This is a genomic window from Georgenia sp. EYE_87 (assembly GCF_023148685.1).
GTDB lineage: Bacteria > Actinomycetota > Actinomycetes > Actinomycetales > Actinomycetaceae > Georgenia.
In genome coordinates, this window is the sequence record NZ_JAHXNL010000002.1 from 390463 (window position 1) to 402854 (window position 12392).

At 73.1% G+C, this 12392-nt stretch carries 12 protein-coding genes; 8 read left to right on the forward strand and 4 right to left on the reverse strand.

Annotated elements, in window-relative coordinates:
- Nucleotides 1-58 precede the first annotated feature (58 nt).
- Nucleotides 59-1429 carry a rhodanese-like domain-containing protein gene (locus tag KZX45_RS05215; protein WP_248256633.1) on the forward strand — a complete coding sequence of 457 codons (1371 nt, stop codon included), beginning with the start codon at nucleotides 59-61 and terminating at the stop codon, nucleotides 1427-1429.
- Between the two features lie 40 nt (nucleotides 1430-1469).
- Here KZX45_RS05215 and KZX45_RS05220 read toward each other — a convergent pair whose 3' ends face one another.
- Nucleotides 1470-2600, reverse strand: a complete 1131-nt coding sequence (locus tag KZX45_RS05220) for a glutamate--cysteine ligase (RefSeq protein ID WP_248256634.1) — start codon at nucleotides 2598-2600, stop codon at nucleotides 1470-1472.
- Between the two features lie 235 nt (nucleotides 2601-2835).
- On the opposite strand from KZX45_RS05220, the gene KZX45_RS05225 reads away from it, so the two are divergent.
- Complete coding sequence (locus tag KZX45_RS05225; RefSeq protein WP_248256635.1) at nucleotides 2836-3891, forward strand: zinc-dependent alcohol dehydrogenase family protein; 1056 nt, start codon at nucleotides 2836-2838, stop codon at nucleotides 3889-3891.
- A gap of 185 nt (nucleotides 3892-4076) precedes the next feature.
- Here the strand turns inward: KZX45_RS05225 and KZX45_RS05230 are convergent, their stop codons facing one another.
- The gene (locus tag KZX45_RS05230) at nucleotides 4077-5297 is read right to left on the reverse strand and encodes a class I SAM-dependent methyltransferase (RefSeq protein WP_248256636.1); all 1221 of its coding nucleotides are present in this window, start codon (nucleotides 5295-5297) and stop codon (nucleotides 4077-4079) included.
- A gap of 214 nt (nucleotides 5298-5511) precedes the next feature.
- Between KZX45_RS05230 and groES the strand changes: the two genes are divergently transcribed.
- The gene (gene groES / locus KZX45_RS05235) at nucleotides 5512-5808 is read left to right on the forward strand and encodes a co-chaperone GroES (protein ID WP_248256637.1); all 297 of its coding nucleotides are present in this window, start codon (nucleotides 5512-5514) and stop codon (nucleotides 5806-5808) included.
- A gap of 160 nt (nucleotides 5809-5968) precedes the next feature.
- On the opposite strand, the gene KZX45_RS05240 is transcribed toward groES, so the two are convergent.
- Nucleotides 5969-6259, reverse strand: coding sequence for a WhiB family transcriptional regulator (locus tag KZX45_RS05240; protein WP_248256638.1), 291 nt, complete (start codon nucleotides 6257-6259; stop codon nucleotides 5969-5971).
- Nucleotides 6260-6443: 184 nt separating this feature from the next.
- Here KZX45_RS05240 and KZX45_RS05245 point away from each other — a divergent pair, with 184 nt between their 5' ends.
- The gene (locus KZX45_RS05245; RefSeq protein WP_248256639.1) at nucleotides 6444-7481 is read left to right on the forward strand and encodes a MerR family transcriptional regulator; all 1038 of its coding nucleotides are present in this window, start codon (nucleotides 6444-6446) and stop codon (nucleotides 7479-7481) included.
- Nucleotides 7482-7587: 106 nt separating this feature from the next.
- Nucleotides 7588-9105: an IMP dehydrogenase gene (guaB, locus tag KZX45_RS05250; protein WP_248256640.1), complete on the forward strand. Its 1518-nt coding sequence runs from the start codon at nucleotides 7588-7590 to the stop codon at nucleotides 9103-9105.
- Between the two features lie 56 nt (nucleotides 9106-9161).
- On the opposite strand, the gene KZX45_RS05255 is transcribed toward guaB, so the two are convergent.
- Nucleotides 9162-9893 carry an exonuclease domain-containing protein gene (locus tag KZX45_RS05255; protein WP_248256641.1) on the reverse strand — a complete coding sequence of 244 codons (732 nt, stop codon included), beginning with the start codon at nucleotides 9891-9893 and terminating at the stop codon, nucleotides 9162-9164.
- A 170-nt stretch (nucleotides 9894-10063) separates the two neighbouring features.
- Here KZX45_RS05255 and KZX45_RS05260 point away from each other — a divergent pair, with 170 nt between their 5' ends.
- The 3 genes from KZX45_RS05260 (at nucleotide 10064) to KZX45_RS05270 (ending at nucleotide 12391) form a co-directional block, all read left to right on the forward strand.
- Nucleotides 10064-10753 (forward strand): CoA pyrophosphatase, encoded by a 690-nt coding sequence (locus KZX45_RS05260; protein WP_248256642.1) that lies wholly within the window; start codon nucleotides 10064-10066, stop codon nucleotides 10751-10753.
- Nucleotides 10754-10847: 94 nt separating this feature from the next.
- Complete coding sequence (locus KZX45_RS05265; protein ID WP_248256643.1) at nucleotides 10848-11972, forward strand: GuaB3 family IMP dehydrogenase-related protein; 1125 nt, start codon at nucleotides 10848-10850, stop codon at nucleotides 11970-11972.
- Nucleotides 11973-12124: 152 nt separating this feature from the next.
- A complete protein-coding gene (locus KZX45_RS05270) occupies nucleotides 12125-12391 on the forward strand; it encodes an HPr family phosphocarrier protein (RefSeq protein WP_248256644.1) in 267 nt (88 codons plus the stop codon).
- Nucleotide 12392 lies beyond the last annotated feature (1 nt).

Genomic DNA, 12392 nt, shown 5'->3' on the forward strand with positions numbered 1-12392 from the left:
ACGGCACGGGTTCACGGCCCGGACCGAGGCCGTCGGCCCGCTCGGAAAGGACCGGGCGATGACCGTCTCCATCATCCCCGTCGAGACCCCGTCGCTGGGGGACCGCAGCTACCTCGTCCACGACGGCCGGGTGGCGTTCGTGGTGGACCCCCAGCGCGACATCGACCGCATCCTCGCCCTGGCGGAGCGGGCGGGAGTGACGATCACGCACGTCCTCGAGACGCACATCCACAACGACTACGTGACCGGTGGCTACGCGCTCGCCCGGCGGACCGGCGCGCAGTACCTCGTCAACGCCGACGACGAGGTCTCGTTCGAGCGCACGCCGGTCGCCGACGGCGACGTCGTGGACGTCAGCCCGAGCCTGCACCTGCGCGTCCTCGCCACGCCGGGGCACACGTTCACCCATCTGTCCTACGTCCTGCAGGGCGAGTCGCCGGCGCTGTTCTCCGGCGGGTCGCTGCTCTTCGGCGCCACGGGCCGGCCCGACCTGCTCGGCGCGACCAGCACGCACGAGCTCGCCCGCCACCAGTACCGCAGCGCCCGTCGGCTGGCCGACCACCTGCCGGACGACGCCCGCCTGCTCCCGACCCACGGGTTCGGCGGCTTCTGCGCCACCGCGGCGACCGGCTCCGAGATCAGCGCGTCCACCATCGGGCGCGAGCGCGACGTCAACCCGGTCCTGTCCCAGGACGAGGAGGAGTACGTGGCCGACGTGCTCGCCGGCCTGGACGCCTACCCGGCCTACTACGCGTACATGGGTCCCCGGAACGCGGCAGGTCCCGACGAGCCGGACCTCAGTCCCCCCGCGCTGGTGGACGCCAAGGAGCTGCGCCGCCGTCTCGAGGCGGGCGAGTGGCTCGTGGACCTGAGGCACCGGACGGTGTTCGCGGCCGGCCATGTGCCCGGCACCTACAACATCGCCCTCGACGTCAGGTTCGCCTCCTACCTCGGCTGGCTCCTGCCGTGGGGGACGCCGGTGACGCTGCTCGGCGAGAGCGAGGCGCAGGTGGCCGAGGCGCAGCGGGAGCTGGTCCGGATCGGGATCGACCGGCCCGCCGCCGCGACGAGCGGGAGGCCGGAGTGGTGGACCGAGGGGCAGCTCGTCACCACGCCGCGGGCGAGCTTCGCCGACCTCGAGCGGGTGCGGCACCACAGGCCGGTGGTGGTGCTCGACGTCCGGCGGGAGAAGGAGTGGGACCGGGCGCACGTCGACGGCGCCGTCCACGTCCCGCTGCACGCGTTGCTCGCCCGTCTCGACGACATCCCGGCGGGGGAGGTGTGGGTGCACTGCGCCAGCGGCTACCGGGCGAGCGTCGCCGCCTCGATCCTGACCGCGCACGGGCGCCGGGCGGTGCTGATCGACGACTCGTTCCAACAGGCACGCGCCTGCGGCCTGCCGCTGGTCGGCCGGGGCGTCGCGGCCTGACCCGGCACGGGCCGGCCACGCGACGTGCGTCAGGGCGTCGTCAGAGCGGGTGGCCGGCCCGCATCTCGGCGACCAGCGAGGCGACGACGGCGTCCAGGTCGCCCCTCTCGGAGACGCGGAGCTGGCGCTGGTAGGAGGCGCCGTCGTCGAGGATCCGGCGGACCAGGGCGAGGTCCTCGGAGCAGCCGAGCCGTTCGGCCACCGGCTCGAGCTCGACGAGCATCGCGGCGACGGTGTCCGTGACCAGCTCCTCCTCGCCGGAGCCGTCGCGGATGAGGATGGCGTCCATGCCGTACCGGGCGGAGCGCCACTTGTTCTCCACCACGAACCAGCGCGGGGCGGTGGGCAGCTCCTCGCCGGCGTCGAGCATCGTGGAGTAGTGCTCGACGAGGCAGTGCGTCAGCGCCGAGGTGGCGCGCAGCTCCTCGAGGTTGGTCGCGGCGTCGCAGACCCGGACCTCGATGGTGCCGAGCCCGGGCGAGGGGCGGATGTCCCAGCGCAGCTCGGAGAACGTGTCGATGACGCCGGTGCGCGTCATGTCCTCGACGTAGCTCTCGAGATCCTCCCAGCGGTCGAACTGGTAGGGGACGCCGGCCGTCGGCAGCTGCTGGAACATCATGGCCCGGTTGGACGCGTAGCCGGTGTCCTCCCCGCCCCAGAACGGGGAGGAGGCCGCCAGCGACTGCAGGTGCGCGAAGCGCGTGAGCAGCGCCTGCATGATCGGGAGCACCTTCGAGCGGTCCTCGATGCCGACGTGCACGTGCACCCCGTACAGCAGCATCTGCCGGCCCCACCAGCGGGTGCGGTCGATCAGGGTGGCGTAGCGCTCCTTGTTCGTCACCCGCTGGAATGCGGGGCGCGCGAAGGGGTGCGAGCCGGCGCTGGCGAGCTCGATGCGCAGCGGGTCCGTGACGGCGCGCAGGTCGTCGACGGCGCGCTGGAGGTCCGCGGCCGCCTCGCCGACCGTGCGGCACACGCCCGAGACGACCTCGACGGTGTTGACGAGGAGCTCGGGGTGGACGTTCGGGTGGGGAGCGCCGTCCGGGCCGGCGAGACCCGCGAGCACCGTCTCGGCGGCCTGGCGCAGATCGCCCGAGTCGGCGTCGAGGAGCTGCAGCTCCCACTCGATGCCGACAGACGAACGCCCGGACGGGGCGAAGGCAAGGTTCACGGGACCAGTCTGCCGCTCCCCACCGTCCGGTGCGTCACCGGGGCCGAGCTGGGGTGCGGCCTGGTTCCGCGCGCCGCTGACCCAGGTCCCGGTCAGGCACGCCGGGGACCCAGGTCCCGGTCAGGCACGCTGGGGACCCAGGTCCCTGGCGCGTCGCGGTGTCGTCGAGGACCGTGGAGGCAGCGCGCTGCGCCGCCGGCCCGAGCGGGCCGGGACCGACGACAAGGAGGTTGTCATGAAGGCACTCGTCTATCACGGCCCCGGGAAGAAGTCCTGGGACGAGGTTCCGGACCCGACGATCGTGGACCCCACGGACATCATCGTGAAGGTCGACACCACCACCATCTGCGGCACCGACCTGCACATCCTCAAGGGAGACGTCCCTGCGGTGACCGAGGGACGCATCCTCGGGCACGAGGGCGTCGGCACGGTCACCGAGGTCGGCGACGCCGTCTCCACCGTCGCGGTCGGGGACCGCGTGATCATCTCGTGCATCAGCGCCTGCGGAGCGTGCTCCTACTGCCACCAGGGCCTGTACGCCCACTGTCTGGCCGAGGAGGGCGCCGAGGGGATCGGCTGGATCTTCGGCCACCTGATCGACGGCACGCAGGCGGAGTACGTGCGGGTGCCCTTCGCGGACAACTCCGTCTACAAGGTCCCCGAGGGCGTGAGCGACGAGGCTGCGGTGATGCTCTCGGACATCCTGCCGACGGGGTTCGAGATCGGGGTGCGCTACGGGCACGTCGAGCCGGGCGACGTCGTCGCCGTCATCGGCGCCGGCCCGGTGGGGCTGGCCGCCATCATGACTGCCGGGCTCTACGGGGCGGCGCGGATCATCGCCATCGACCTCGACGAGAACCGGATAGCCAAGGCCAAGGACTTCGGTGCCACGGACGGGGTCAACAGCGGGGACGCCGACTGGGTCGAGCAGGTCATGGGGATGACCGACGGGCTGGGCGTGGACACCGCGATCGAGGCGGTCGGCATCCCGGCCACCTTCGACGCGTGCACCAAGATCGTGCGGCCCGGCGGGAACATCGCGAACGTCGGCGTGCACGGAAAGCCGGTCGAGCTGCGGCTGAACGAGCTGTGGATCTCGGACATCGCGATCACCATGGGCCTGGTGAGCACCTCGACCACGCCGATGCTGCTCAAGCTGGTGGCGCAGCACAAGCTGCCGGCGGAGAAGTTCGCCACGCACCGGTTCACCTTCGACCAGGTGATGGACGCCTACGACACGTTCTCCAAGGCCGCCGAGACCAAGGCGCTGAAGGTCGTGATCTCCGGCTGACGCCCGGCACCCGGCCGGCCGCCCGCACCCGCGGCTCGCGGCTCGCGGCTCGCCCGAGAATGCCCTCACGCCCCGTCTGAGAGCGAAGACGGGAAGTCAGGGCATTCTCGGCGGCCGAGGGGGGCGCGGCCGAGGGCGCAGCCGAGGACCCTGCGCCGAGAGGACACGGCCGCGCCTGCCGGCCCCTACGCCCGCTCGACGACGACGACGCTCTGGCGGCCCGCGAGCCGGGTGAGCACGATCGTCGCTCGCCCGGAACCCTTGAGGCCGAGCTGCCGGCGCAGCTGCTCGGGCTCGACGGCGGTGCCGCGCTTCTTGATCTCGACGGCACCGACGTCGCGCTCGCGCAGGTAGCCGCGCAGCCGCTTGAGGCTGAAGACGAAGTGGTCCAGCACCCGGTAGGCGGTGGCGAAGGGCGTGCGGGTCAGAGAGTCCGCCGTCAGGTACGCGATGTCCTCGCTGACCACGCCCGCGCCCAGGTCCTCCGCCGTGCGCGCGACGAGGCCGGCGCGGATGACTGCGCCGTCCGGCTCGTAGAGGTAGCCGGCGAGCGCACGCACGCCGACCTGGCGGGCCGGCGCGTCCGGCGCCCCGGCAGGCGTGCCGCGCACCTCCTCGGCCTCGGTGAGCAGGTGCGCCTCCTCGCCGGCGAGCACAAGCGCCGAGCGCCCGGGCCCCTCGGGTGCCAGCGCGCCGAACCACAGGCCGGCCTCGACGACGTCGCCGTCCACGCTCACCCACTGGGCGTGCGCGTCGGCGGGGAGGAAGGAGTAGGGGATCCCGGGCGCCACCTTCATCCCCAGCTCGGGCACCTGCGCGCGCAGCGCCAGCACCTGGTCCAGGGGCGGCGCGTAGGCGGCCGGGTCGAAGACGCGCCGCCCGCCGCGCGTGCGGCGGGCCGGGTCGGCGAAGACGCCGTCGACACCCTCGGCCGCCAGGTCGAGCGCCATGGCGTCGCCGTGCCGGACGGTGGCGGTGGGGAAGAAGCGCAGGTTGACGGTGGCCAGTGCCGCCGTCGCCTCGTCCGCCTCGACGGCGAGGACCGGGACGCCGAGCGCCGACAGGGCCATCGCGTCGCCGCCCAGGCCGCAGCCGAGGTCGGCCACGAGCGTGGCCCCGGCGTCGGCGTACCGGCGGGCGTGGTGGGCCGCGACGCTGAGCCGGGTGGCCTGCTCCAGCCCCGCCGGGGTGAAGAGCATGCCCGAGGCGAAGTCGCCGAACTTGCCGACGGCCCGGGCGCGCAGGCGCGACTGCGTCAGCGCGGCGGCCACGAGGTCCGGGTCGGTGCCCCGCTCGCGCAGGCCGGTGGAGATCCGCAGCGCGGCCTCCTCGGAGTACGGCGGCAGCGCGGAGAGCAGGGCCCAGCCCTCGGGTGCGAGCAGCTTGGTCAGCGAGCGTTCGTCCACCGCTCGATCCTGCCAGTGTTCGCGCGGCGGCACTCATTGGCACTCACCTTGACCGAGTGCTAACTCCGGCCTAGATTTGTGCGAGGCGCGACCCCTCGGGGTCGCGGCTGCGATCACCGGAGACGATGCGTCCGACCCCCGCGACGGCGGGCGTGGCGGCGAAGGTGACGCACACCCTTAACCGTCCAACTCTCATGCGAAGGGGAGGTCCGCAGTGTCGGTCTCCATCAAGCCGCTCGAGGACCGTATCGTCGTTCAGACCCTCGAGGCCGAGCAGACCACGGCTTCTGGTCTCGTCATCCCTGACACCGCCAAGGAGAAGCCCCAGGAGGGCACCGTCCTGGCGATCGGTCCGGGTCGTGTCGACGACAACGGCAACCGCGTCCCGCTGGACGTCGCCGTCGGCGACGTCGTCATCTACAGCAAGTACGGCGGTACCGAGGTGAAGTACGCCGGCGAGGAGTACCTCATCCTCTCCGCGCGTGACGTCCTCGCGGTCGTCCAGAAGTGATCAGCTCCTAGCTGACGACGAAGCCCCGGTCTCCACGGAGACCGGGGCTTCGTCGTGGCTGAGCCGGGGCTGCTGAGACGCGCGGTGCGAGCGGCCAGGACGTGCGGTCCAGGCTGAGGGGACCGGCGGTCCGAACTGCTAGGACGTGCGGTCCGAGCTGCTAGGACGCGCGCCGCACGGGGCGGGCGAGGATGGCCTGGCGCTCGTCCTCGCTCAGGCCGCCCCAGACGCCGTACGGCTCCCGCACCGCGAGGGAGTGCTCGCGGCACTGCTCGATCACCGGGCAGGTGGCGCAGATCGCCTTGGCGGCCTCGTCGCGACGCCGGCGCGTGCCACCACGCTCGCCCTCAGGGTGGAAGAAGAGATTCGGGTCGGCCTCGCGGCACGCGCCCTGGTACTGCCACTCCCACAGGTCCATCACGGGTCCGGGAAGCCTCGAGAGCTCAGCCATGTCGCCTGTCCTTCCGTCGATGAAGCGTTTCGTCAAAACCGTTGCCCTGAACAACGCTGTGAACAACCTAGCAACCGATGCACAACTTGTTCAAGACCCTGTCGCAACTGATTCATGACGACGTGGCGGTCGCCCACGGCGTGCCGAAGTGGCAGGAGTTCGTCTACCGCGTCAAGATCGATTCATGAGGATGGAGCGCAGCACCGGTCCGTCCGCGCACGACGGCGGCGCGGAGCCGGGCGCGCGTGGCGGCTCCGGGGGAGTCCGGACCGAGGCGGGCGGAGCCCGCCCAGGGCGCGCGACGCGCGCGCAGGGGGCGGGTGCGCCGCTGACCGTGGCCGCGGTGGCGAGCCGTCTGGGCGTCGCCGCGTCCACCCTGCGCACCTGGGACCGGCGGTACGGCCTGGGGCCCTCCGCCCACGAGGCCGGGGCGCACCGCCGCTACTCGCCCGACGACGTTGCCCGGCTCGAGCGGATGCGCCAGCTGACGCTCCAGGGTGTCGCGCCGGCGGACGCCGCCCGCGCGGCCGCGGCATACGACCCGGCCGACCCCTCCGCCGCCCTCCCGCCCGAGGGGGCGAGCGCCGGGCCCCAGCCCACCGAGCGGCACGAGCACCTCCTCGTCGACCCGCTCTCCCTCGCCGCGGCCGCCGTGGAGCCGGACCTGCCGCGGGTGCAGCGCATGTTCGACCAGGAGGTGGGGGAGAAGGGCATCCTGCGCGCCTGGACTACCCTCGCCAAGCCGGCGCTGTCGATGCTGGGGCAGCGCGACCGGTCGGACCGACCCGGGGCGGATCCCGAGACGGTCCTTGTCGGGGCCGTGCTCGCGGCCGTGCGCGGCGTCGTCGCCGCCGCCGACACCGCGGCCGACTCGCAGGGCAGCACGGTCCTGCTCTGCGCGGGGGAGGAGCGTCGGGTGCGGGCCCACGTCATCGGCGGGGGCCTCGCCGAGCGCGGCATCAAGGCCCGCGTGCTGCGTGCGGAGCAGGTTCGGGGCGCGGAGCAGGTGCTGCGGGCGGTCGACGAGCGCCACGCACGCGTGCTGGCCGTGCTGGGCAGCCCGGACGGCACCGAGGAGCTCGTGCGGGCCGTGTCCGAGCGGGGCGACGTCGAGGTCTTCCTTCTCGGCTCGGACGCCCCCGAGCTGTGGCTGCCCAACGTGCACCGGGTGCGCACCCCGATGGCCGCGGTCGAGGAGATCGTCGCCGTCATGCACGGCTGATCTGTCCCGCACGGCGGTGTCGCGGAGGGCGTCCGTGAGTGTGGGACGTGCCACGGACCGGGGGACGCCCCTGCCCCGGCCTCTCCCGCGCACGTAGGATCACCGCGTGACCGAGACGAACGCCCCCGCCGACCCGTTCTCGCTCGTGGGTCTCACCTACGACGACGTCCTCCTCCTGCCCGGTGCCACCGACGTGATCCCCTCCGAGGTGGACACCACCACCCGGCTCACCCGTGAGATCTCGGTGCGCACGCCGCTGATCTCCGCCGCCATGGACACCGTCACCGAGGCCCGCATGGCCATCGCCATGGCGCGCCAGGGCGGCCTCGGGATCCTGCACCGCAACCTCTCGATCGAGGACCAGGCCCAGCAGGTCACCGTGGTCAAGCGCTCGGAGTCGGGCATGGTCACCGACCCGGTGACCATCGGGCCCGACGCCACCCTCGCCGAGCTGGACGCCCTGTGCGGGCAGTACCGCGTCTCCGGGCTCCCCGTGGTCGACGCCGACAACGTGCTCCTCGGCATCATCACCAACCGCGACCTGCGCTTCGTGCCGGGCGGCGAGTTCGGCACCCGGCGGGTGCGCGAGTCCATGACCCCGATGCCGCTGGTCACCGGCCCCGTGGGCATCAGCTCGGACGACGCCGCCGCCCTGCTGGCCAAGCACAAGATCGAGAAGCTGCCGCTCGTCGACGACGCCGGCCGGCTGAGCGGGCTCATCACGGTCAAGGACTTCGTCAAGTCCGAGCAGTACCCGCACGCCACCAAGGACGCCGAGGGGCGCCTCATGGTCGGCGCTGCCATCGGCTACTGGGGCGACGCCTGGGACCGCGCCACGGCCCTCGCCGAGGCCGGGGCGGACGTCCTCGTCGCGGACACCGCCAACGGCGAGGCCCGCCTGCTCCTCGAGATGATCTCGAGGATGAAGAAGGACAAGGCCTTCGCGGGCGTCCAGGTCATCGGCGGGAACGTCGCCACGCGCGAGGGCGCCCAGGCCCTCGTCGACGCCGGGGCCGACGCCGTAAAGGTCGGCGTGGGGCCCGGCTCGATCTGCACCACCCGCGTGGTCGCCGGCGTCGGCGTCCCGCAGGTGACCGCGGTGCACCTCGCCGCCCAGGCGTGCCGGCCCGCCGGCGTACCGCTCATCGCCGACGGCGGCCTGCAGTACTCCGGCGACATCGCCAAGGCCCTGGTCGCCGGCGCGGACTCCGTGATGCTCGGCTCGCTGCTCGCGGGCTGCGAGGAGTCCCCGGGCGAGCTCGTCTTCGTCAACGGCAAGCAGTACAAGCACTACCGCGGCATGGGCTCCCTCGGTGCCATGGCGTCCCGCGGTCGCGTGTCCTACTCCAAGGACCGGTACTTCCAGGCCGACGTCGACACCGACGACAAGATCGTCCCCGAGGGCATCGAGGGACAGGTGCCCTACCGTGGCCCCCTGTCCGCCGTGGCCTACCAGCTCACCGGCGGGCTCCACCAGTCGATGTTCTACGTGGGCGCGCGCACGATCCCCGAGCTGCAGCAGCGCGGCAAGTTCGTGCGCATCACCCCGGCCGGGCTCAAGGAGTCGCACCCGCACGACGTCCAGATGACCTCCGAGGCGCCGAACTACTCCGCCCGCCGCTGACGGACGGCGGGGTGCGGTCGCGCCCCGCCCCGCCGTCGGTCATGCTCCGCCGTCGGTCATGCCCCGGCGACCGCCGGCGCCGCCGTCAACGGCTGGGGCCAGCCCGGGTCCACGCCGGGCCCGGTGAGCCCCTGGTCGGCTCGCCAGGCGTTGAACTGCTCCGCCCACTCGCGGTACCGGACGACCTGCCAGCCGTGCAGGTCCTCCAGCGTGCGGTCACCGATGCGCGGGAACCGCGCGGCGATCCGCGCCAGCACGTCCAGGGTGGCGACGACGTCCACCTCGGCCGTGTGCAGGTTGCCCTGCTCCGGCACGTCGTAGTGGATGCAGAGGTCCACCAGCTTGCGCTGGCCCTCGCGGTCCGGGTCGAGCCCGCGGTCCAGCACCAGCGGATCCACCACGGGCAGGCAGTCCCGGCCGAGCCGCTCGGCCAGGCGGGGCAGGCCGTGCCTGGTGAGCTCGTTGTCGAGGATCGCCAGGTCGAACGCCGCGTTGTACGCGACCACCGGCACTCCCTCGAGCTGCGCCTCGACGATCAGCGACGCGATCTCGTCGAGCCCGACCGCCGGCTCGGTCCCCTCGGCCCGGGCGTGCGCGGTCGAGATGCCGTGGATGGAGCTGGCCGCCTGCGGGATCTCGACGCCCGGGTCGAGGAGCCAGGTCCGCACGCGCGTCGAGCTTCCGTCACGGTGCACCAGGGCCGCCGAGACGATGCGGTCCGAGACGACGTCCACCCCGGTGGTCTCGGTGTCGAAACCGAGGAACGGGCCGTTGCACCAGCTGCTCATGAGGCCTCCTTCACTGCTCAGCACTGTGCCAGCGCCCACCCACATCCCCCGGTAACCGGGGCGGCGCGCCCGGCGGATCGGTCGTGTCTCGGTCGTGAGATCCCCCGCTCGCCGTCGTGTGGTCGAATGCCTCAGACGGCGGACCGAGGCGGCGCGGGAAGGGACGGGACGTGGACGAGAACCAGAACCCCTGGGCGGTGCGCCGCGCCTCGCTGCTCGACCTCGCACGGAGCGCCGCCGGGGGCGGCGCGCCCCTGCGCGGTGTGAACGCCTACGACGCCGAGGCGGCCCGCAACTTCCGCCCCTCGGCCGTCCTGCTGCTGTTCACCCCGCCGGAGCGCGGCACGGAGCCCGACCTCTTCCTCGTGCAGCGCTCCCGGGAGCTGCGCCACCACCCCGGGGAGATCGCGCTGCCCGGCGGGCGGCTCGAGCCGGGGGAGGACGCCGTGACGGCGGCGCTGCGCGAGACGCACGAGGAGATCGGCGTGCACCCCGACCACGTGGACGTCCTGGGCGAGCTACCCCCGATCCTGGTCCCGGTCACGCGGTACGTGGTGACTCCGGTGCTCGGATGGACCGACCGCGCGGACGAGGCCACCCACGTCGAGCCCGGAGAGGTGCTCCACACGATCCGGGTCTCGGTCGGGACCCTCACCGACCCCGAGCGGCGCCGGACCGTCCGGATCTTCGGACGGCGCACCCACGGGTTCCTCCTACCAGACGGGCTGGTGTGGGGGATGACCGCGAACCTCCTGGACCACGTCCTCGCCGAGCTCGGCTGGGCGCAGGAGTGGGACGCCACACGTGAGGTCGTCATGCGGCGCGGGGACGACGGCAGGGTCTGGGAACCGGACCTGTGAGGCGGCCGGTCGCGTGACACCCGGCTTCAGGAGGCACCGGACCGGGACGTGGCACGTCGGGGCGGGGCCCGGCCGGTCCCGGTAGCCTGCAACGGTGACCAACGAGATCGAGATCGGCCGCGGCAAGCGCGCCCGCCGGGCCTACAGCTTCGACGACGTCGCCGTCGTCCCCTCCCGCCGCACCCGTGACCCCGAGGACGTCTCGGTCAGCTGGCAGATCGACGCGTACCACGTCGACCTGCCGGTGCTGGCCGCGCCGATGGACTCCGTCATGAGCCCTGCGACCGCCATCGAGCTGGGGCGCCTGGGCGGCATCGGGGTGCTCGACCTCGAGGGACTGTGGACCCGCTACGAGGACCCCGCGCCGGTGCTCTCCGAGATCGTCGGGCTGGCGGACGGCGACGCGACCCGGCGGATGCAGGAGATCTACGCCGAGCCGATCAAGCCCGAGCTCATCACCCAGCGGCTGCGCCAGATCCGGGACTCCGGCGTCACGGTCGCCGGCAGCCTCAGCCCGCAGCGCACCCAGGAGCACTGGCGCACCGTCGTCGAGGCAGGGGTGGACCTGTTCGTCATCCGCGGTACCACCGTCTCCGCGGAGCACGTCTCCTCGCGGGCCGAGCCGCTCAACCTCAAGCGGTTCATCTACGAGCTCGACGTGCCCGTGATCGTCGGGGGCGCGGCCACCTACACCGCGGCGCTGCACCTCATGCGCACCGGAGCCGCCGGCGTCCTCGTCGGGTTCGGCGGGGGCGCCGCCCACACCACCCGCCGCTCCCTCGGCATCCACGCCCCCATGGCCTCCGCCGTCGCCGACGTCGCCGCGGCCCGTCGTGACTACCTCGACGAGTCCGGGGGCCGCTACGTCCACGTCATCGCCGACGGCGGCGTCGGCCGCTCCGGCGACCTCGTCAAGGCCGTCGCCTGCGGCGCGGACGCCGTCATGCTCGGCGCCGCGCTCGCCCGCGCCTCCGACGCGCCCGGCAGGGGCTGGCACTGGGGGCCCGAGGCGCACCACCCCGAGCTGCCGCGCGGGGAGCGCGTGCGGGTCGGGACCGTCGGCACGCTCGCCGAGATCCTCCACGGCCCCTCGAGCTCCGCGGACGGCACCCTCAATCTCATCGGCGCCCTGCGGCGCACGATGGCGACCACCGGCTACTCCGACGTCAAGGAGTTCCAGCGGGTGGAGGTCGTGGTCTCGCCGTACAACCCGTTCTGATGTGGATCGGGGCGACCGCCGGCTCGCCGGCGCTCGCCCCTGACGGGCGACGACCCATCGCGGACGATTTCGGACCTGTACGGATGGGTGGATACGCTCGCAGGACCAGTGCCGGCACAGATGCCCACCGTTCAGTCTCGAAAGGATCAGCCATGGCCCAGCGCAGCGCCGTCGTCGCCTCCAAGGTCGGGCTCCACGCCCGCCCCGCCGCCGTCTTCGTCAAGGCGGTCGCCGCGAGCGGGGTGCCCGTCACGATCGCCAAGGAGGGGGCCGAGCCTGTCGACGCCGCGAGCATCCTCGGCGTGATGACCCTCGGCGCAGAGCACGGCGACGAGGTGGTCCTCACCGCCGAGGGCGACGACGCCGAGCGTGTCCTCGACGAGCTGGTGGAGCTGCTCTCGCAGGACCTCGACGCCTGAC

Excerpts from the sequence above, each read along its gene's own strand:
- KZX45_RS05215 (WP_248256633.1), top strand. The coding sequence starts at position 59 with ATGACCGTCTCCATCATCCCCGTCGAGACCCCGTCGCTGGGGGACCGC.
- KZX45_RS05225 (WP_248256635.1), top strand. The coding sequence starts at position 2,836 with ATGAAGGCACTCGTCTATCACGGCCCCGGGAAGAAGTCCTGGGACGAG.
- KZX45_RS05240 (WP_248256638.1), bottom strand. The coding sequence starts at position 6,259 with ATGGCTGAGCTCTCGAGGCTTCCCGGACCCGTGATGGACCTGTGGGAG.
- KZX45_RS05245 (WP_248256639.1), top strand. The coding sequence starts at position 6,444 with ATGAGGATGGAGCGCAGCACCGGTCCGTCCGCGCACGACGGCGGCGCG.
- KZX45_RS05255 (WP_248256641.1), bottom strand. The coding sequence starts at position 9,893 with ATGAGCAGCTGGTGCAACGGCCCGTTCCTCGGTTTCGACACCGAGACC.
- KZX45_RS05270 (WP_248256644.1), top strand. The coding sequence starts at position 12,125 with ATGGCCCAGCGCAGCGCCGTCGTCGCCTCCAAGGTCGGGCTCCACGCC.